The organism is Paraburkholderia sp. 32 (assembly GCF_050435345.1).
Taxonomy (GTDB): Bacteria; Pseudomonadota; Gammaproteobacteria; order Burkholderiales; family Burkholderiaceae; genus Paraburkholderia; species Paraburkholderia tuberum.
The window spans coordinates 3,781,435-3,800,530 of the sequence record NZ_JBNDKD010000003.1 but is presented as its reverse complement, the minus strand read 5'-3'; the positions used below and the strand labels follow the sequence as shown (position 1 = coordinate 3,800,530).

The window sequence follows — 19,096 nt, the reverse complement described above, 5'->3', positions numbered from 1 at the left end:
CAAAATCAGTTAGACTCGACGGCAGTTTCGCGCTGTCTTTCCAACTGCGGTTTTCTCGGTGAATGGATTCAGGTAGTCGATGCGCTATTCGGTCGAAATAAGAAAATTCCTTTATAGCCAGTACTTTTATGGCGGCCTGCGCATCGCGGTCGGGGTGTCGTTACCGGCCATCCTGTGCCTGATCGTGTTTCACAATCGTGACCTCGGCTTCACGATCGCGACCGGCGCGCTCGGCGCCTGCGTCGTCGACATGCCGGGCCCGCTCAAGTACAAGCACAACGAGATGCTGGCCTGCTCGGTGATCGGCTTTCTGTCCGCGCTCGCCACCGGCCTCGCCACCGTCAATCCGCTCGCGCTGTGGTGCACGGTCGTGCCGCTCACGTTCGTGCTGTCGCTAATCGTCGTGTACGGCAATCGCTGGCCGCAGATCAGCTTCGCGACGCTGTTCATGATGATCATGACGCTGGAGGAGCACTTCACGCCCTTGCAGGCGCTCGTCAACGCGTCGTGGATCCTGCTCGGCGGTCTCTGGTACACGTACTGGTCGACCTTCGTGAGCCGCTGGATGATGCATCGGATCGAGCAGCAGGCGCTCGCCGAAAGCGTGTTCGCGTGCGCGGACTATCTGCTCGCGCGCGCCGCCTTCTACGATCTCGACAACGATCTCGACGAGTGCTATCGCAACCTCGTCGACAAGCAGATCTCCGCGGTCGATCGCCAGGACGCCGCGCGCGACATGGTGCTGCGCAATCTGCCCAGGTTGAAGCGCGGCAAGCTCGAACCACGCCGCGCGATGCTCTACAACCTGTTCATCAATAGCGTCGATCTGCATGAGCTGTTCGTCGGCGCGCAAACCGATTACACGCTCGTGCGCAGCACGTTCGGCGGCTCCGATCTGCTGGTGTTCTATCGCGATCTGATCCGCAAGGCGGCCGAAGATCTCGAGGAGATCGGCCTCGCGGTGCTGCAGAACCAGGCGCCGCGCATGCGCGTGAACGTGAAGGCGGAATTGCGCGCGATCGAGTATGAAATCGAACTGATGCGCAAGCAGGAGCTGCCGACGCAGAACCCGGAGGCGTATTCGGCCGTGTCGTCGAATTTCCGCCGCATCTGGAGCGCCACGCGGCTGATCGACAAGATGCGCCGAAGCCTTGCCGCCGAGCCGAGCCCGACCGAAACCGAACTGCGCATCGACCAGGCGCTGAGCCGTTTCGTGTCGAGCCGGCGCGTGCCGTTCGGGCAGATCCTGTCGAATCTGACGATGGCCTCGCCGAGCTTTCGACACGCGTTGCGCGTGACGATCGCGGTCGCCGTGGGCTTCTGGCTCGGCCGCCTGCTGCCGCTCACGAACGCGTACTGGATCGTGATGACCACCGTGATCATTCTGAAGCCCGGCTACTCGCTGACCAAGCAGCGCAACGGGCAGCGGATCATCGGCACGCTGATCGGCTGCGCGGCGAGCATTGCGCTGACCATCTTCGTGAAGGAGCCGCACATCCTGATGGTCGTGATGTTCGCGTCGATGGTGATGAGCTACAGCCTGCTGCTGTTCAACTACACGGCGAGCGTCGTGTTCACGTCATCGTATGTGCTGCTGCTGTTCCATCTGCTCGCGCCGGGCAGCATGCGCATCATCGGCGAGCGCGCGATCGACACCGTAGTCGGCTGCGCGATCGCGATCGCGGCGAGCCACCTGTTCCCGTACTGGGAGTACCGCTTGATGGGCAAGCTCGTCAACAACATGATCAGCGCGACGCGGCAGTATCTCGAAGCGAGCTGGTGGTGGAGCGGTAAACCGGCCGCGGCGGTGGTCGCGGCCGTGACCGAAGCGGGCGCGCGCGCGCCGGCGGCGGCGATGACGGATCCGGCGATCGGCTTTGGCGGCCCGGCGCTCGCCGTCGCCGGCACCGGCACCGGCGCCGGAGCCGGTGCCGGTGCCGAAGTGGCGAGTGGCGTCGGTGCGCGCGGCGCTGGGCGCGCCGGCGTGGCACAGCCGGTCGCCGACGCCAACGCCGAGGCGAACGCGGGCGAGGCCAGCCATGACACCGCCACGATCCGCAACATGACCGCGCGGCCGGCAAGCGGTGCATCGGTCGCCGCTGCCGCCGCGGCGACCGCGCTCGACCGCGATTACCGTTATCGGCTCGCGCGCAAGAACGTTCACGTTGCGTTCGCGAATCTCGGTCAGGCGTTCCAGCGGATGATGCTCGAACCGAAGTCCGCGCAGAAGTTCGTGCCGGAGTTGAACGGTCTGCTGGTGCGCAGCCATGTGCTCGCGTCGCAGATCACGGCCGCCGCGCCGCTGTTGCGCACTTCCGCGCAACAGCAGCACCAGGTCGAGGATATCTCGCTACAGCCGCTGCAGCGCGCTTTGAGCCTCGTGCGCGACAACCTGAGCGCCGCCGAAGCCGGCACCGCGTTGCCCGCCGAGCAGGGCGAGCAGATCAAACTGATGAGTCGCGAGCTCGATGCGATGGTCGTCGAAACGGAGAAATCGCCGGACTATACGGCCGATGCCGTGCATGACACGAAGCTGCTCGCGCATCAATGCAAGCAGATGCTCGCGGCGTCCGCGCAGATTCGCAAAGACGCGAGCATGATCCGGCTACCGGAGGAGTGAAGCAGGAAGCGCGCGGGCGTTATTGCGCGGCGCCGCTCGCCGGTTTCATCGCGGTGGCCGCCGCGGCTGCCTGCGAAGCCACTGGCGGCACCTGCGTGGGCTGGCTGTCGAACTCGTGCTTTTCGCGGATCGCGTTATAGAACAGCGTGGCAATCACCAGCAGGATCGCCACCACGATAAAGACGGAGATGCCAAAGGTCGGATTCTTCTTGCGCGGCGGTCTGGTCATGAAGCGGGCTCGATTCGCGAAGCAGTCGCGGATGGGTCGGAGAAGGCGGCATTCTACGCCCAGTGGGCTTGCACGCGGCTTGCAGCCGGGGGAGCAGTATGGATGCGCTGTGGCGCGTTTACTGTCGAGGTAGCAAGCGGCGCTCCTCGGTCTGTGCTCTCCCGTCGCCTTAAATGCATCGACCACGTCGCCATCGTAGCGAACCCGTGTTCCGTTCGTTCGTCACCGCCCCATCGCATGTCGCGCGTCAGCCGTTATTTGTGACAGTCACAACCGGCCGCACTGGCAACGCCGTCGAATACTTGATCTGCTCCATCGCAAAGCTCGAACTCACGTCGTACAGCGGCACGGCCGTGATCAACTGTTTGTAGATCCGGTCGTAGTCGTCGATATCGGAGACCACCACGCGCAGCAGATAGTCGGTCTCGCCGCTCATCCGGTAGACCTCGACCACTTCGGGAATATCGCGCACCGCCTGCGTAAATGCGGCGGCCCATGTCTCCGTGTGCTGATTCGTCCGCACCGCCACGAACACCGTGGTTCCGACCCCGAGCTTGCGCGCGTCGCACAGCGCCACCTGCGCGCGAATCACGCCCGCCTCCTTCAGGCGCTGCAGCCGCTTCCAGCAAGGCGTCTGTGACAGGTTCACGCGCTGCGCGAGTTCGGCGATCGGCATCGTCGCGTCTGCCTGCAGCAATTCGAGCAGCTTCCGATCGATGATATCCATACTCATACCACCCACCCCTCATAGGAAATTATTCTACTTTTCTGACGGTCGAGGGAATTATATGGAAACTCTTTCTCCGGGCAAACCGGTATAAATATCGATACCGAAAATTGCCGAACTGCAGCGCCCGCGCTGCAATAAAACCATGAGCGACGACCTTCGCGCCACCGCTTTCGAGCACCTTCCCGACTACCTGAAGTCGCTGCCGGACCCGGCCCGACTTGAAGCGGCCGCGTTACCGACACAAACGCTGGGCGAGATCGGGCGCACACCGCTCGAGCGCCTGTGCGACACGCTCGACGCGATGTTCGAAGCCTGCGCGAAATTTCCGGAACCGTCGCATTCGACGTTCTTCGCGCGCACCATGCGGCTCGCGCTCGCCGAGGCGGCCGCCGACCCGGCGCTGCTCGCACCGATGCAACGCGAAGGTTCCGCCGACACCTATCGGCGCCATCTGCTCATCGCCGATCCGCAAGGCCGCTATGCGATTGCCGCGCTGGTCTGGCAGCCCGGCCAGGCGAGCCCCGTGCACGCGCATCACACCTGGTGCGGTTACGCGGTGGTCGAGGGCAAGCTGAGCGAAACGGTCTTCGAATGGGACGACGCGCATCAATGCGCGAGCGCGCTGCGCGCTCAGACGCGCAAACGCGGCGCAGTGTCGTTCGTGCGCGGCGGCCGTGCTGCGATTCATCGGCTTGGCAACAGCAGTGATGCGCCGGCGGTGTCGCTGCATATCTATGGCGTCGAAGGCGCGCGGATCGGCTCGCACGTGAACGACATCGTGCGCATGGCCGACGCGGCGGAGATGGTTTGACGGTTGCACGGCCCCCAAACACACCCCCGCCTCAATTCTTCCCACCCACATCACCCGCCGTCGGAATCTGCGGCGGAATCGGCGCGGTCTGTCCGGTCGTCGGCGGCGCCGGACGCGGTTCGTGCGACACGTCACGGGCGGGCGCAAGCGGCACCTGTGTCGACGCGCGCGCCGACGGGCCAACGACGCCCACCTCATACTCAGCTTCGCGCGGATACTCGTGCGGCCCTTCGCGGTCTCTTTCGCGAGTGGGTTCATGCGCCCTTTGATGGGTTTTGCCGCGCTCGCCGTCCCGCGCCGGCTGCTGCGCCTCGCCATGCGCATGCCGGCTGTCATCGGCACCGGCATTCACAGGCGCGACGAACCCGGTCATCTCATCGTCGCGCAGCGGCTCGCCCTCCCTATCTTTCGACGATGTGTACAGCCGCATCTGCGCGACCGGAATCTCGATGCCGGCCTCGTCCATCTTGCGCTTGAGCCGCAAATTGAACGCGCGCGCGACGCTCCATTGCTGCAGCGGCCGCGTCTTGATCTGCCCTTTGACGACCATCCAGTTCGGATCGAAGCGGTCGAGGCCCCACACTTCGATCGGCCCGAGCATCTCGCGCCGGTAGCGGAAGTCGGCCATCAGCTCCGCGCCGACTTCGCGAATCAGCTGCGTGATCTCGTCGACATCGGTCGAGAACGACATGCGCACCTCGAACACCGCGTACGCGAAATCGCGCGACAGGTTCTTCACGATCTTGATCTGCGAGAACGGAATCGCGTGGATCGCGCCCTGCCCGTCGCGCAGCCGCACGGTGCGGATCGACAGATGCTCGACCGTGCCCGCATGCCCGCCATCGACGTCGATCCAGTCGCCGACCGAGATCGTGTCCTCGATGATGATGAAGAGGCCGGTGATCAGGTCGGTCACCAGCGACTGCGCGCCGAAACCGATCGCCAGACCGATCACGCCCGCGCCCGCGAGCAGCGGCGTCACGTTGATGCCGAGGTTCGCGGCGGTGACGATCCCACCGATCGTCATGATCGTGACGAGCAACACGTTGCGCACCAGCGGCAACATCGTGCGGGCGCGCATGCTCGGGCTGCGCGCCTTGTTGCGCGGGCTGCCCGGATTGAGCGTCTCGGTGATCGCGGTGTCGACCAGAATCCACAGCAGCCACGCGATGAACACGGTGGCGACGATCGCCGTCATCGCATGCGCGACGCCGCGCGCCGCCACGTTCCTCTCGATCACCGCCGCCAGCGACACGCCCCACAGACGCGCCGCGGATTCGAAGAAAAACAGCCAGATGAACAATGTCAGCAAGGTGCCGCAAAAGCGCAGCAGCCGCGTCAGATACGGCGAGCGGCGCCGCGCGCGGGCACTGCGCGGCCGCGTCATGCGCAGCACGATCGCCGACAGGAAGAACGCCAGCACCAGCAGCAGCGCGGTGACGATCGAGATCTGCAGCACGTTTTCGCTGGAGCCGGAGCCGCCGAGCGTCGCGACCACCGACGCGGCCGCGAGCACCAGCACCGGCACGTGCCACAGCGCGGCGAGCACCTCGAACGCTTCGGTCGCGGCCTTGTGGTCGTTGCGCTGTTCGTACGGCCGGTTGCGGATCAGATGCGCGACCGGCCGGCGAAACGCGAGCGCGAAATAGCCGGTCAGCACGGCGGCCGTCATGTTGGCCGCGGTCGAAATCAGCGCGGCGAGGTTGGTGCCGAGCTGATGCTCGACGTCGTAATTGACGGCTGCGTCGCCGAGCGCGCCGCACACGCCGATCACGAACAGCACGCGGCGCGCGTGATCGATCAGCAGACGCACCGCGACGCGGCGGTGGCCCGAGCCGAACAGCGAAAACATGATCAGACAGATCGCGGAAAACACCGCGCCCGCGACGATCGCATACGCGACCACCATGCCCAGCGTGCGGCCGAGCGAATCGGGCATCGCGCGCATGAACAGCAGCGCCGCGATGAACGCGATGATCCACGGACCGACGCGGCGCAACGCGAAGATCAGCAGCTCGCGCGTGGTGGGATTGGGCCGCAGCACCAGCTCGACACCGAAGCGCCGGTGCAGCCGTTGCTGCAGATAGATCAGCGCGCCGGCACAGGCGCCCCAGCCGGCCAGCATCCCCAGCATCGCCAACAGGATCGTGCCGACACCCTCGTGTCCCTGGCCCGAGACGATCGTGTACAGCTCGTTGCCGGCCGCGGTCACGCGCCCGCTCCAGTAGCGCACCGGCGTGCGGCCCTGATGCACGTCGGATTCGAACGACGCGATACCCGAGGCGATCGCGCCGAGCAGGCCCGCACTAGGTTGCGCGGACGCGGGCGCGGGTGGCCCGACGGTTTGCGCGGCGCTTTGCGACACGTCGCGCAGCTTTTTCAGTTGGGCAACGAGCGCGCTGCGCTGGCGGTCGTTGTCGAGCGTGGCGATCACGCTGTCGAGCGAGCGCGCCAGCTCCGCCTGGCTCGCGGGCGACGGCGCCGACGCCGCCTCGGGCGCCGACGCCCCCGATGCCGCGGACGCCGGCGTCGCGTTCACCGTCGCGCTGTTGATCAGGCTCTGCAATGCCGGGATCACCGGCGTGCCGCCGCCGACCGCGGGGCCCGCGGCTTGCGCCATGCGCGGCAGCGCGCCGAGGCACAGAATCAGCGCGGCGCACAGCAGCGCGGCAAACCAACCGACGGCATCTGTGCTCGCGCGCGGGCGGGCGTCGCCGCTGGCAGTGTCGCAAGCGGTGTGAGCGGAGGAGAGATGGGGGGCGCTGAGAATCGCCGGCTGCTGGCCGCCGCCAGACGGCGCAGCCTCGGACTCACGCTGCGACGGGCATGACTGCATGGCAATCCGTGAGAAAACGGCAGACGCCAGTGTAGCCGCAGTTTCGCCCGGCGCGGCCGAACATGCGTAACCGAATGTTAGTACGCTTGCGCGGCCGGCGAATTCGAACCGCCGCTCGTCAGTACGCGACCGTCGCGATCTGGCGGATGAAGCGGCCCTGCTCCAGTTCGTCGACGAATGCGATCGCGTAGTCTTCGGCCGAAATGCGGCTGTTGCCGTCCGCGTCCGCAATCAGCGTGTTCGCGCCCGTGCGGAACTTGCCGGTGCGCTCGCCCGGCGCGATCAGCGCGGCCGGCGCGAAGAACGTCCAGTCGAGATCGGTCACGCCGCGGTAGTACTCGAAGGCGTCGCGGTGCGCGAGTGCAATACCCTTGTACGCGTCCGGAAAGCCGTCGGTATCGACCAGTTGTTTGCCCGCTGCGACTTCGAGCGAGCCCGCGCCGCCTACCACGACGACGCGCTTCAGCCCCGCCGCGCGCACCCCCTCGACCAGCGCGCGTGTCGCTTGCGTCAGGGTGGCGAGATCGCCCTGCGGCGGCGCATACGCGCTTGCGACCACGTCCTGACCGCGCACCGCCGCGCCGACGCTCGCGGCGTCGAGCAGATCGGCCTGCGCCGCATGCAGATTCGCGACGCCGGCCGGCACGCGCGCCGAATCGCGCACCAGCGCCGTCACCTGATGCCCGCGACGCGCGGCTTCCGCGGCAATCCGCGAACCGATCATGCCAGTCGCGCCAAACAGGGCGATCTTCAGTTGCTTGCTCATATCAGCGTACTCCTCAGGTTGTCTTATATGTAACTTTTATAGTTACATATAACGAGAAAAAAAGCGGGGCGCTCACCCCGTTCCTTTGTTTGGCACGCGTGCCGGAATAGTTCGAGCCGCGCCCTACGACACTGCGCTTCTATCGTTCACCGCCGACGCGTCTTGTGCGCGAAGACACGCTCAAGCACGGCGCTTGCGCTCGCGCTCGCGCTGCTTCTCCGAGCGGACCACGTCGGCGGTCGCGTCGGCGAGCGTGCGCGCGGCCAGCGTCGCTTCCATTGCCTGCTGCGCTTCGTCGATGATCCCGCTCAACACGCTCTGGATATTGCGCCCCACCATGCACGCTGGATTCGGCTCCTCGCGATGCAACGCGAACAACTGCGCGTCTTCCACCGCGCGATAGACCTCGAGCAACGTGATCCGTTCCGGGCGCCGCGCAAGCAACGCGCCGCCACCGGCGCCCATCTGCGAGGTGGTGAGGCCGGCGTCGGAGAGCATGCTCAGAAGCCGGCGAATGAGCGCGGGATTGGTGTTCACGCTGCCCGCGATCATCTCCGACGACAACGGCACGCCGCCCTGTAGCGACAACAGCGCGAGCACATGCACGGCAAAGGCAAACCGGCTACTCGTGTTCACGGCAGATCCGTCCCGAAACGACAATGTGTAACCATCGTAATTACATATAACGCTAATGTCAAACGGCGAAACCGGATCGAACGGCGCGAGTCATTTATCCATCTGCTTCTGCGCGTCGGCGGAATCGGTCGATGCAGTCGACGAAGCCGACGCGCCCGCATTCTGCGCCGACCACGCCTGCAGCCTGCGCCCCGCCGTTTCGAGGCCCTGGCCCGTGATCGACGCGGCCTTGCCGAGCTGCGCGTTGGCCGCGCTCGCCGCGTTCTGCAGGTTGGCCTGCGCGCTCGACGCGAGCGCGGCCGGGTCGATCTTGAGCGACGGCGCGGAGGCCGAGTCGAGGTTCTGTTGCGCGGCGTCCTTGGTCGCGTCGACCTGTTGGCCGACGTAGCTCGCGGCCTGATCGAGCTTCTGACCGGCAAGCTGCGCGGCGTCGTTCAGCTTGCCCGCGACCTGGCCGGCCGACGCGTCGTTCTTCTGGCACGCGGCCAGCGCGCCGAACACGAGGACCACGACCGCCGCGCGGCGCAATAACGATGAGGAAAGAGATGAAATCATGATCTGGAAGGAGCCGCGTCGAGCGGCTCGCACATGCGAAGACGTGCCCATGATACCGCCGTTGCGCGGCGCGCCCGCTTCGGATCGCCCCGGCGAGTTGGTCGCGGTTCTGTCGAACCTGATGGAGCTGACGTCCGCGCGATTCAAAGGCGATCCTTCCCTCAACGATCGTCTTCGGCGCGCGCCTGTTGCCGCGGCAGTATTGCGAAGCCGACGCGCGCTGTATTGCCGACCATGCGCGCGAACCGCTCGGGCCACGTGATCAATGTTTCATCGATTGGCGGCTATCGTGCCGCGGCGGGCTTTGGCGTGTATTCGTCGACGAAGTTCGCCGTCGAAGGCATCACGGAAGCGTTGCATGCCGAGTTGAGACCGCTGGGCATTCACGCGACAGTCGGCACGCGGATCGCGCACCGAGTCCCGAGACCACGTGCAGCAACGAGCGTCGACTTGCAGCGGCGCTCGCCTCGACATCGCTCAACAGCGCCCCACAATTCAGAATCTTCCGACAGTTGCAGGCGAAACACCTCCCTATAGTTTCGCGGCTGCTTTTGGGGAGTGTTGTTTCGATGAAACTGATCGACTGGATCGTCACCCTCGTCATCATGCTGATGGCGATCGTTTTTTTCTGCGCGCGCCGGCTGCCCACCTGGTCGCACGACACCCGCGCTCGGCATATGAAAGGGACCCGTTTGCTGATGCAGGCCGCGTGTGCACTGTGGGCAGCGCTGCTCGGTGTCACGCACGGCCTGTTTGCCGTCGAGGGTCTTGCCGGCATTCGGCCAACACCGGCCGAAACGTTCGCCGGCATCGCCGTGCTGCTGGCATGCGGTTGCTACTGGTCGGTGCGCGGCAGAAGACTGCTGAAGCCGCGGCGGATTTTCGCCGGTTGACGCGCGGGCGAGCGCCATCCGCGCCGCACGATCGAGCGCCCCCTACCGCGTGCTGATTCCTCGCACCGCGTGGACCGAACGTGCGGACGACCCGCTGCCTGCACCCAAGCCTGGTCCCGCAGCGCCCGGCACACTCTGACGCGCATCGCGCGCCGCCGGAGCCGGACCCGCCGCGGCGAGCGCAGCCGCGCCAGCCGCGGCCGGTTTCGCGCTCGCAGCACCCGCCTCTGGCAGCGACAGATAGAACGTCGTGCCTACCCCCTCCTTCGATTCCGCCCACACGCGGCCGCCATGTCGCTCAACCATCCGCCGCACGAGCGCGAGGCCGATGCCCTCGCCGGCCGCGGCATTGCCGTGCAGCCGCTGGAACGCGGTGAACAGGCGCGGCAGCGCGATCGCCGGGATACCGAGGCCGTTGTCGCGCACGTAGAAGATCCGCAGCGAATGCACGCCCGGCGGCGCAGGCGTCGTGCCGATTTCGACGCTGCCCTCGCGCGCCGGGTCCAGATAGTTGACCGCGTTGCCAATCAGGTTTGCGAAGATCTGTTCGAGCGCGGTCGGATCGCCCCATACCGCGGGCAGTTCGCCGACCGTCACGCGCGCGCGCCGCGCACGGATCGAGCCCTGCATCGCATCGACGACACGTTGCACGATGTCGCGTACATCGACATTCTGGCGCCGGTACTCAACCCGCCCGACCCGCGACAGCCGCAGCAGCGCGTCGATGATGTGCGACGCGCGCAGCACCGCGGTCTGCAGATAGTGCAGCGCCTCGCCGATGTCCTCGTCGACGAGGCGCTCGATCCGCTCGCGCGTGCTGATCGCGAGCGACGAACCGCGCACCGCGTCGCGCAACTCGTCGCTTGCGCGAATCAGCTCCCTGGAAAATCCCTGCAGGTTCACGAGCGGCGCGCGCAGGTCGTGCGACACGCTGTAGATGAACATTTCGTTTTCCTGGGTCTGCTGGCGCAGCGTCTCGTTGCTGCGCGCGAGCTCGGCGGCGCGCCGCTCGAGGTCCGCGTGAAAGCGAGCTTCGATGCGCTCGGCTTCGAGCAGTCGGCGGCTCGTCTCGTGCAAGGTCAGATCGAGCCGCGCGATTTCATCGCTACCGGCGCCGAGCGGCGCGAGCCGCTCGTTGCCGGCGAGCCGGCCCGCGTTGTCGGACAGTAGCGCGAGCCGGCCGCGCACGCCGCGCGTGAACATCCAGACGGCGAGCGCGACGAACAGCAGCGAGCCCAACGCGGCCGCGACGATCAGCGTCTGTTCCCGTTCGCGCACGGCGGCGACGGCATTCGAGCGCGAGCTGTCGAGACGGCGCTCCTCGGCCTGGAACGCGCTCACCTCCACACGGAAATGATCGAGCACGTCGGCCTGGGCGAGATCGTGGAAGCGCGCGAGAATCTCGCCGCGCCGCCCGGCGTGCAGCATGTCCTGGATCCGGTCGGACCACTGGCGGTACGTCTGCACCGCCTGGCGCACCTCGGCCACGCGCTTAACCTGCGCCGGATCGTCCGCGACGAGTTCGGCGAGCTCGTCGATGCGCCGGTCGACGTCCATCCATACCGCGATCGGGGTGGTGAAATGCGCGTCGTTGGCGAGCACCGCGCCCCGCAGCGCGACCGATTCGGCCAGCACCGGATCGAGAATCTCCGTGCTCTGGCGCAACACCTCCTCGCTATGCATCGTCCAGCGCTCGGCCATCGTCGCATCGGTCTGGGCCTTCACGACACCGGTGAGCAGCGCGAGTTCGAAAACGGCCGGGATCGCGATCAGAAGCAGGCCTTTAGTGGTCAGTCTCATGCGTGCCCATGGGAGGGGTTGGCCGGCGGATCGTGCACGGAGTCGGCACATTATGTCGGCGTTTGCGCGGGAAAAGAAAGAGGGGCACGAACGAGTCGACGGTAGCTTCTGCCGTTCGCGCACAGTGCGCCAGAAATGGGCATCGACGCGCCCGACCAGCATCTTGCTGCGTCAGGATTTCGAATCAAAATGTAATTTACATCGAATATTTCGCCCTCCTCTGGGTCAATCTGCGCAAGGGCGTCGATTTATGCACTTTTCTTGTGCCATTCCTCTCTGTTCAGGTGCATGACGCGCTCGGCGGCGCATGGCTCAAAACCCACCGGATGCCCATCCCGGTGCCCGATTGCACCGTGTCGACGCGACCAGCACAGCTTTGGCCCGCTTCTTGCTGACATAGCGCACTTTTTTGGCATAAGCGGGACATATCGATGGAAAGTCTGAAATACGGCGCCGATACCGAGTTTCTTTTGATCGGCGCCGCCATGGTGCTGGCGATGCACGCGGGATTCGCCTTCCTGGAGCTTGGCACCGTGCGCAAGAAGAATCAGGTGAATGCGCTGGTCAAAATTCTGGTGGACTTTGCGGTCTCGACGATCGCGTACTTCTTCATCGGCTACACGATCGCATACGGCGTGCAGTTTTTCGACAGCGCGGCGACGCTCGCCCAGCACAACGGCTATGCGCTCGTGCGCTTTTTCTTCCTGCTGACGTTCGCCGCCGCGATCCCCGCGATCGTGTCGGGTGGCATCGCCGAGCGCTCCAAGTTCAATCCGCAGCTGTTCGCGACGTTCGTGCTGGTCGGTTTCATCTATCCGTTCTTCGAAGGCATCGCGTGGAATGGCCGCTTCGGCATCCAGGACTGGCTCACGCAGGCTTTCGGCGCGCCGTTCCATGACTTCGCGGGCTCGGTGGTGGTGCACGCGTTCGGCGGCTGGGTCGCGCTGCCGGCCGTGCTGCTGCTCGGCGCGCGCCACGGTCGCTATCACCGCGACGGCGGCATCGCCGCGCATCCGCCGTCGAACATTCCGTTTCTCGCGCTCGGCGCATGGGTGCTGACGGTCGGCTGGTTCGGCTTCAACGTGATGAGCTCGCAGACGCTCGACAAGATCAGCGGCCTCGTCGCGGTCAATTCGCTGATGGCGATGGTCGGCGGCACGCTGAGCGCGTGGTTCGCGGGCCGCAACGACCCGGGCTTCACGTACAACGGCCCGCTCGCCGGGCTCGTCGCGGTGTGCGCGGGCTCGGACATCATGCATCCGCTCGGCGCGCTGGTCACGGGCGGTATCGCCGGCGTGCTGTTCGTCTACATGTTCACCTGCGTGCAGAACCGCTGGCGCATCGACGACGTGCTCGGCGTGTGGCCGCTGCACGGGCTGTGCGGCGCATGGGGCGGCATCGCGGCCGGGATCTTCGGCATCCATTCGCTCGGCGGGCTGGGTGGTGTGTCGTTCGCCTCGCAGGTCATCGGCACGCTCGGCGGAATCGTCGTGTCGGGGCTCGGTGGCACGGTCGTGTACGTCGTGATCCGCATGACGGTCGGTCTGCGCCTCGACCAGGAAGAGGAATACAACGGCGCCGATCTGTCGATTCACAAGATTTCGGCAACGCCGGAGTGAACGAAGGCGGCGCTCGCGGGAAACGGGAGAGGCGCGAATCACGCGCCTGTCCCCAAATGCGCGCGCCGATGTTAGACTTCGCGGCTGGAGATGGCATTCTCCATTAACCGCCCTTGGGGCTGATGATGCCTGCTACGCCCGGTTATGCGGACGCGGCATCAACTCGCCCGCATCAACCGGTCTGTCGACATTCCGGTTTCGATCCTCTTCCATGTATTGGTCTTTTCTCGCTGTCGCGATTGGCGGCGCACTCGGCTCGCTGTTTCGCTGGTTCCTCGGCATTCGACTTAACCCGGTCTTTAGCGATCTGCCGCTCGGCACGCTCGCCGCCAACGTGATCGCCGGCTACCTCATCGGCGTGGCGGTCGCGGGCTTCGCGCGAGTGCCCCAGCTCACGCCGGAATGGCGGCTGTTCGTCATCACCGGTCTGATGGGCGGGCTGTCGACGTTCTCGACGTTCTCCGCGGAGGTCGTGCAGCGTCTGCAGGACGGCCGGTTCGGCTGGGCGGCGGGCGAAGTGGCGATTCACCTGAGCACTTCGCTGATCATGACGATTCTCGGCATCGCGACGGTTTCGTTGCTGGCGCGCTGAGGCGAACACGTTGACGAGGATCACGGACGCGGGCCCGAGCCGTCGGCAATTGGGCTAGCGCCCGTTTGCATCTGAGCTCGGTGCGAGCCAGCTCGACGATCTCGTCGCCGCGTCCGTTCAATATCGCACGCAGCATATAAAGGCTGAATCCCTTCGCATGGGCACGTTCCACCTTCGGAGGCATGGCAAGCTCATGCTTCGATGTGATCACATCGACGAGTGCGGGACCGGGATGCGCAAACGCCTGCACCTGGCCGGCAGCGCGTCTCACTGTGTCTTCGGCACCGACGTCGCTGGCAGCGGCGCGGGCCGCGCTGCGTCCCAGCGACTCTTCAGCACGCGACGCAGCCTGGTCCTGAGCGGCAACACGACCCGCTCCTGAAACAGCACCGACGCCACCAGCACCAGGACCAGATAGACCGGATAGGCGGAAAAATGCACGGGCACCTGGCTTGCCGCCTCCCGGCAAACATGCGGTCGATGCACGCATGACAACAGCGAATACGGAATGCCAAGCAGCTTCTGCACTTTGAGAAAGCCGATAAATAGCGGGTATTGCAGCGCGAAGATCGACAACGAAGCGTTGCCGAGCCGTCTCGTCCAGGCGGCCACGCGCGGCGACGCGTTTTGCAGTGCGCTCGCGCAAACAAAAATCACTGCGACTTGCGCGGGCAAGAGTGCGCCGTTGTGAAGAAGTACTTCCCACGAACGCATTCCCGCCGTAAACAGAAAAGTGGCGCCGATGAAAAGTGCCCCTGTAGCAGCGAATATGATCCACCGGCAACTCGCGATCATGCCGGTAATGCTTTCGACGTTCGCCTCGAATATCCCGTAAGCGAGAATGCCCGCCAGAAACTCCGGAAGCCGCACCAGCGGATTGGTATGCAACACACCGATCGGCCACACCTGATACCAGCCGCCTGCAACGACGATCACGGCCGGCAACAGGCTGGCGCCCCACATCGCCATCAGCATCGTGGACTTCCAGCGCATCGACAGCAGGCGTGGCGCGAGCGCCGGAAACGATAAATAGAAAAAAAACAGCGTCGACAACGACCACGACGGAATGTTGAATGACAGATAAAAGGGATTCCAGGCCTGCAATAACAGGATCTGTAAAACCGCATTGACCGCCACTTCCACACCGCTCATGGTGTGCACAATCGGCGTTGCTGAATCGAGGTTGCTCAGTTCGGTGTCGAAGGGATGGGAATTCACAGCCATTAATGCAATGCTCAGCGCTAACGTAACGATGTGAATGGGATAAATATTGCTAAAACGGTTGATAAAAAACTTCGATGCCGAAACCTTCATCGCTTCGCCAGTTTTCTTTTCCACCGAAACGTGCGATAGAATGAATCCTGACAGAATAAAGAAGATACTCGTCGCGCAGCCGCCGAATTTGAAGAAGTCGGCCATTGGCATCGCCCTCGCCTCGGGGTAAATGACGAGCGTGTGGAAGACGACCAGATAGCAGGCCAGCAGGAACCGCAGGATGTCCAGCCCCGGGAGCATCGCCTTCATTTTGTTTTCCTTTTTATTACGTGGAAATATCGCTTCATTGCGTTTCCTTTCATTTTTATCTTCTTTAATTTTTAAATTGAAAGCATTTACGCGACTCGATATGCGGAGCATGATTCATGGAGGCGCGGCAACCGGTATGTGCGCTTCCGCACCAATTGCAGCTGCAAAAAAACCACTGTGTGCGAAGATCGCCGGAAACCAGCGTGCGCGTCTCTCCGCCCGCCATCCCGTTAATGAGAAAACAGTGAAAAATAAATGCGCAGAGCTGCGATGTAAAAAAACGCCACCAATAGGCGTGTCTCAGAACACGTTGGACGGAGCTTGGGCAATGCCGGTGAAGAGACGCCACGCTTCAAATCGCGCGGCGAGCTGTTTGCGATAGAGCGAGGCGCTCAGCAGATGACTGCGTGCGTTCGGGCAAGCGAAACCCTCGCATCCGGCGCTCGCGTTCACGCGTGGGTTGATGGCTGTTTTCAGCGCGGTTGTTCGCGCGCGCAGGCCTTGACGAACACGTGCTTCACATTCGCCAGCTCAGGGATCTCTGTTTTCGCGGGCCATGTGCTGCCCGGCTTGCGACGGGCAGTCCTGACCTGATGCGCAAAACTGGCGCCGAACTTGTCCGTCCACCGCCGGATCGATTCATGGCTGACAACCACGCCGCGCTCGAACAGTAGCTCCTCGATGTCGCGAAGGCTGAGTTGAAAGCGGAAATACCTCCGAACCGCGTGGCTGATGACTGACTAGCTGACCAGCGCGCGAACGTGACAACGCCCGGCGAACCAATCCTCACGCCCCGTTCGGAATCCCATCAATCGGACACTCCGGCGTCCCTGGCGTCGGGCGCGTGAGTGCTTCGACGCGGCGGCGCGTGCCGTCGGGGTCTTCGATCCAGTCGCGATAGAACCCAAACGGACAGGCCGCCACGCCGTTCGCGCCGTCGCCCGAATTGATCGTGCCCGTGTACCCGCGGTGCAGAAGTTTGTATAGATGGTTCTGCGACTGCATCGTGCGCCGCGCGTCGCGGATCATGCTCAGCGAGAGCTCCGCGTACTGCACGCCCATCTCCTCCTCGCCGCACTCGCCGAGCGTGCGCCCGTCGAAACCCACGATCGCCGAGTGACCAAAGTACGAATACACGCCGTCCCAGCCCGTGGCATTCGCCACGGCGACGTAAGTGTTATTCATCCACGCCATTGCCTTAGCCACCATCACCTGCTGCTCCTTGGCCGGATACATGTAGCCCTGGCAGCGCACGATCAATTCCGCGCCGTTCATCGCGCAGTCGCGCCAGATCTCGGGATAGTTGCCGTCATCGCAGATGATCAGGCTGATCTTTAAACCCTTCGGCCCATCCGTCACGTAGGTACGATCGCCCGGATACCAGCCTTCGATCGGCGTCCAAGGCATGATCTTGCGATACTTCTGCACGATCTCGCCGCGATTGTCGATCAGCACAAGCGTGTTGTACGGCACCTTACGCGGATGTTCTTCGTGACGCTCTCCCGTGATCGAGAACACCCCCCAGACGTTGGCCTGGCGGCACGCCGCCGCAAATATTTCCGTCTCCTCGCCCGGCACCATCGACGCCGTATCGAACATCTCCTGCCGGTCGTACATGATGCCGTGCGTCGAATACTCGGGAAACACGACGAGATCCATGCCAGGCAATCCCTGCTTCATGCCGACCACCATGCCGGCGATGCGGCGCGCGTTGTCGAGCACCTCCGCCTTCGTATGCAGACGCGGCATCTTGTAGTTGACCACCGCGACGCCCACGCAATCGTTGCTGCTCGAAATATCGCCATGTCGCATGACATATCCTCCTTAAGTCCCTCAGATCGCAGGCGGACTTCGGGCCGCCCGCTCCGCTTCAGCACACGCTCACTAGTGGCTGATCATCCATGGTCGTCCTGCCGGCCGTTTGAGTCCGTCCGAAGCCGATCCCGCCAGCTTCGCGCTGCCACCCGAGCAGCAACTGCATCCCGCCCGATGACGCAACGGCGCCCCGTCACCGGACTGGCGCGGCGCGTGCTGCGCGCGCTCGTTCGTTGCGTGCGCGGAGCGCCGTGTATTCGCCATCAAGGCTAGCGACGGCGCGCTGATCACCCGGCCACTCTCCCCTCCGCACTCGGGACAGCGGCAAGGCTTTTCGCGGTCCGCCATGCACCGCATGACGGAAAACGGACCGCAACTCGCACATTCGAAGTCGTAGATCGGCATGACAGGCTCTCCTGGTAGCGTTGGCTCAGACGTTCGCCAGATCCGGCGAGCATGGCAAATCCACACCGCCCTTGATGTGCTGGATGGGCCCATCGGCATTTGGGCGAATGTCGAAGTCGAAAATCTGTGTCGGCAGCCACAAGGTCGCGCACGCATTGGGAATATCGACCACGCCGCTGATGTGCCCCTGCACCGGCGCACAACCGAGCAACGAATACGCCTGCGCGCCCGAATAGCCGAACTTCTTCAGATACTCGATCGCGTTCAGGCACGCTTGCCGATACGCGACCGTCACGTCGAGATAATGTTGAGCGCCCTGCTCGTCGACCGAAATGCCTTCGAAAATGAGGTAGTCGTTGTAATTCGGCGTGATAGGACTCGGCTGGAATACCGGATTGCGAATTCCGTATTTCGCCGTGCCGCCCTTGATCAGATTCACGCGCATGTGTACCCAGCCCGCCATTTCGATCGCGCCGCAAAACGAGATCTCGCCGTCGCCCTGGCTGAAGTGCAGATCGCCGACGGAAAGTCCTGCGCCATCCACGTAGACGGGGAAGAACACCTTCGAGCCGCGCGACAGATCCTTGATGTCGCAATTACCGCCGTGCTCCCGCGGCGGCACGGTGCGCGCCCCTTGCGCCGCCGCCTTGTCACGCGCGTCGCCCGTGAGTTGCCCCATATGCGCGGTCGCTGCGAACGGCGGATTCGCCAGCGGCGGCACGCGCTCCGGCGCGGTCGCGATCAGGCCGGTTTCGCGTGCGTTCCAGGTTTCTAGCAGTTTCGGATCAGGCAGGCATCCGATCAGGCCGGGGTGAATCAGACCCGCGAAATTCACGCCTGGAATGTGGCGCGAGTTCGTGTAGACGCCGTGAAAATCCCAGATCGACTTCTGCGCGGCGGGAAAATGGTCGGTGAGAAAACCGCCACCATTGGACTTCGAGAAAAATCCGTTGAAGCCCCACTGGCTCTCGGACTTCGCACCGATGTCGAGCAGGTCCACGACCAGCAGATCGCCGGGTTCCGCGCCATGCACGCCGACCGGGCCGGACAGAAAATGGACGATCGACAGATCGATGTCGCGCACGTCGTCGGCGCTGTCATCGTTCTTGATGAAGCCGCCGGTCCAGTCGTAGGTTTCGAGGATGAAGTCGTCGCCGGGCTTGACCCAGCAAGCCATCGGAATATCCGGGTGCCAGCGGTTGTGCACCTGCGTGTTTTCGTAGGCCGGCTGGTTCAGATCCACCTTGATGAGAGTTTCGGGCATT

The 19,096-nt window shown here is 64.2% G+C and carries 17 protein-coding genes, 4 pseudogenes and 1 riboswitch; of the genes and pseudogenes, 7 read left to right on the top strand and 14 right to left on the bottom strand.

All coding sequences use genetic code 11. The annotated features are described in order from the left end of the window. The first annotated feature begins 79 nt into the window (after positions 1 to 79). Positions 80 to 2,620, top strand: coding sequence for an FUSC family protein (locus tag OKW26_RS40335; RefSeq protein ID WP_429357024.1), 2,541 nt, complete (start codon positions 80 to 82; stop codon positions 2,618 to 2,620). A 19-nt stretch (positions 2,621 to 2,639) separates the two neighbouring features. Here the strand turns inward: OKW26_RS40335 and OKW26_RS40330 are convergent, their stop codons facing one another. Both OKW26_RS40330 and OKW26_RS40325 read right to left on the bottom strand, forming a co-directional pair. Next, complete coding sequence (locus OKW26_RS40330; protein ID WP_090804099.1) at positions 2,640 to 2,849, bottom strand: hypothetical protein; 210 nt, start codon at positions 2,847 to 2,849, stop codon at positions 2,640 to 2,642. A 247-nt stretch (positions 2,850 to 3,096) separates the two neighbouring features. Then, positions 3,097 to 3,582: an Lrp/AsnC family transcriptional regulator gene (locus OKW26_RS40325; protein ID WP_184044147.1), complete on the bottom strand. Its 486-nt coding sequence runs from the start codon at positions 3,580 to 3,582 to the stop codon at positions 3,097 to 3,099. Between the two features lie 139 nt (positions 3,583 to 3,721). Between OKW26_RS40325 and OKW26_RS40320 the strand changes: the two genes are divergently transcribed. Beyond that, a complete protein-coding gene (locus OKW26_RS40320; RefSeq protein ID WP_184066745.1) occupies positions 3,722 to 4,390 on the top strand; it encodes a cysteine dioxygenase family protein in 669 nt (222 codons plus the stop codon). Between the two features lie 31 nt (positions 4,391 to 4,421). Here the strand turns inward: OKW26_RS40320 and OKW26_RS40315 are convergent, their stop codons facing one another. From OKW26_RS40315 to OKW26_RS40300, 4 genes are all read right to left on the bottom strand, one after another. Next, positions 4,422 to 7,226, bottom strand: a complete 2,805-nt coding sequence (locus tag OKW26_RS40315) for a mechanosensitive ion channel family protein (protein WP_429357023.1) — start codon at positions 7,224 to 7,226, stop codon at positions 4,422 to 4,424. 118 nt (positions 7,227 to 7,344) lie between these two features. Further along, on the bottom strand, positions 7,345 to 7,992 hold the full coding sequence (locus tag OKW26_RS40310) for an NAD(P)-dependent oxidoreductase (protein ID WP_429357022.1): 648 nt from the start codon (positions 7,990 to 7,992) through the stop codon (positions 7,345 to 7,347). 180 nt (positions 7,993 to 8,172) lie between these two features. Further along, positions 8,173 to 8,628, bottom strand: coding sequence for an Rrf2 family transcriptional regulator (locus OKW26_RS40305; RefSeq protein ID WP_429357021.1), 456 nt, complete (start codon positions 8,626 to 8,628; stop codon positions 8,173 to 8,175). Between the two features lie 90 nt (positions 8,629 to 8,718). Then, positions 8,719 to 9,183 (bottom strand): hypothetical protein, encoded by a 465-nt coding sequence (locus OKW26_RS40300; RefSeq protein ID WP_429357020.1) that lies wholly within the window; start codon positions 9,181 to 9,183, stop codon positions 8,719 to 8,721. A 213-nt stretch (positions 9,184 to 9,396) separates the two neighbouring features. Here OKW26_RS40300 and OKW26_RS40295 point away from each other — a divergent pair. Both OKW26_RS40295 and OKW26_RS40290 read left to right on the top strand, forming a co-directional pair. Beyond that, a pseudogene (locus OKW26_RS40295) lies at positions 9,397 to 9,579 on the top strand (SDR family NAD(P)-dependent oxidoreductase); the annotation flags it as partial. Positions 9,580 to 9,752: 173 nt separating this feature from the next. Beyond that, complete coding sequence (locus OKW26_RS40290; RefSeq protein WP_090804088.1) at positions 9,753 to 10,076, top strand: hypothetical protein; 324 nt, start codon at positions 9,753 to 9,755, stop codon at positions 10,074 to 10,076. 42 nt (positions 10,077 to 10,118) lie between these two features. On the opposite strand, the gene OKW26_RS40285 is transcribed toward OKW26_RS40290, so the two are convergent. Further along, positions 10,119 to 11,876: a sensor histidine kinase gene (locus OKW26_RS40285; RefSeq protein WP_429357019.1), complete on the bottom strand. Its 1,758-nt coding sequence runs from the start codon at positions 11,874 to 11,876 to the stop codon at positions 10,119 to 10,121. A gap of 431 nt (positions 11,877 to 12,307) precedes the next feature. Here OKW26_RS40285 and OKW26_RS40280 point away from each other — a divergent pair, with 431 nt between their 5' ends. Both OKW26_RS40280 and crcB read left to right on the top strand, forming a co-directional pair. Then, positions 12,308 to 13,495: an ammonium transporter gene (locus tag OKW26_RS40280; RefSeq protein WP_429357018.1), complete on the top strand. Its 1,188-nt coding sequence runs from the start codon at positions 12,308 to 12,310 to the stop codon at positions 13,493 to 13,495. A 77-nt stretch (positions 13,496 to 13,572) separates the two neighbouring features. After that, positions 13,573 to 13,634, top strand: a riboswitch (Fluoride riboswitch). Between the two features lie 72 nt (positions 13,635 to 13,706). After that, a complete protein-coding gene (gene crcB / locus OKW26_RS40275) occupies positions 13,707 to 14,087 on the top strand; it encodes a fluoride efflux transporter CrcB (protein WP_184030006.1) in 381 nt (126 codons plus the stop codon). Between the two features lie 70 nt (positions 14,088 to 14,157). Here crcB and OKW26_RS40270 read toward each other — a convergent pair. Continuing rightward, positions 14,158 to 14,331, bottom strand: a pseudogene (locus tag OKW26_RS40270) (ubiquinone-dependent pyruvate dehydrogenase); the annotation flags it as partial. 23 nt (positions 14,332 to 14,354) lie between these two features. Continuing rightward, positions 14,355 to 15,611 carry an acyltransferase family protein gene (locus OKW26_RS40265; protein ID WP_429357017.1) on the bottom strand — a complete coding sequence of 419 codons (1,257 nt, stop codon included), beginning with the start codon at positions 15,609 to 15,611 and terminating at the stop codon, positions 14,355 to 14,357. On the opposite strand from OKW26_RS40265, the gene OKW26_RS40260 reads away from it, so the two are divergent. Continuing rightward, positions 15,583 to 15,993: a hypothetical protein gene (locus OKW26_RS40260; protein WP_429357190.1), complete on the top strand. Its 411-nt coding sequence runs from the start codon at positions 15,583 to 15,585 to the stop codon at positions 15,991 to 15,993. The two genes, OKW26_RS40265 and OKW26_RS40260, sit on opposite strands and share 29 nt — an antisense overlap. A 21-nt stretch (positions 15,994 to 16,014) precedes the next feature. Here OKW26_RS40260 and OKW26_RS40255 read toward each other — a convergent pair. From OKW26_RS40255 to fmdA, 5 genes and pseudogenes are all read right to left on the bottom strand, one after another. Continuing rightward, positions 16,015 to 16,162, bottom strand: a pseudogene (locus tag OKW26_RS40255) (IS6 family transposase); the annotation flags it as partial. 44 nt (positions 16,163 to 16,206) lie between these two features. Beyond that, a pseudogene (locus tag OKW26_RS40250) lies at positions 16,207 to 16,345 on the bottom strand (IS6 family transposase); the annotation flags it as partial. Between the two features lie 52 nt (positions 16,346 to 16,397). Beyond that, positions 16,398 to 17,423: an aliphatic amidase gene (locus tag OKW26_RS40245; protein WP_429357016.1), complete on the bottom strand. Its 1,026-nt coding sequence runs from the start codon at positions 17,421 to 17,423 to the stop codon at positions 16,398 to 16,400. Between the two features lie 72 nt (positions 17,424 to 17,495). Continuing rightward, positions 17,496 to 17,831, bottom strand: coding sequence for an FmdB family zinc ribbon protein (locus tag OKW26_RS40240; protein ID WP_184062016.1), 336 nt, complete (start codon positions 17,829 to 17,831; stop codon positions 17,496 to 17,498). A gap of 25 nt (positions 17,832 to 17,856) precedes the next feature. Next, positions 17,857 to 19,095 carry a formamidase gene (fmdA, locus tag OKW26_RS40235; RefSeq protein ID WP_429357015.1) on the bottom strand — a complete coding sequence of 413 codons (1,239 nt, stop codon included), beginning with the start codon at positions 19,093 to 19,095 and terminating at the stop codon, positions 17,857 to 17,859. Position 19,096: the final 1 nt, after the last annotated feature.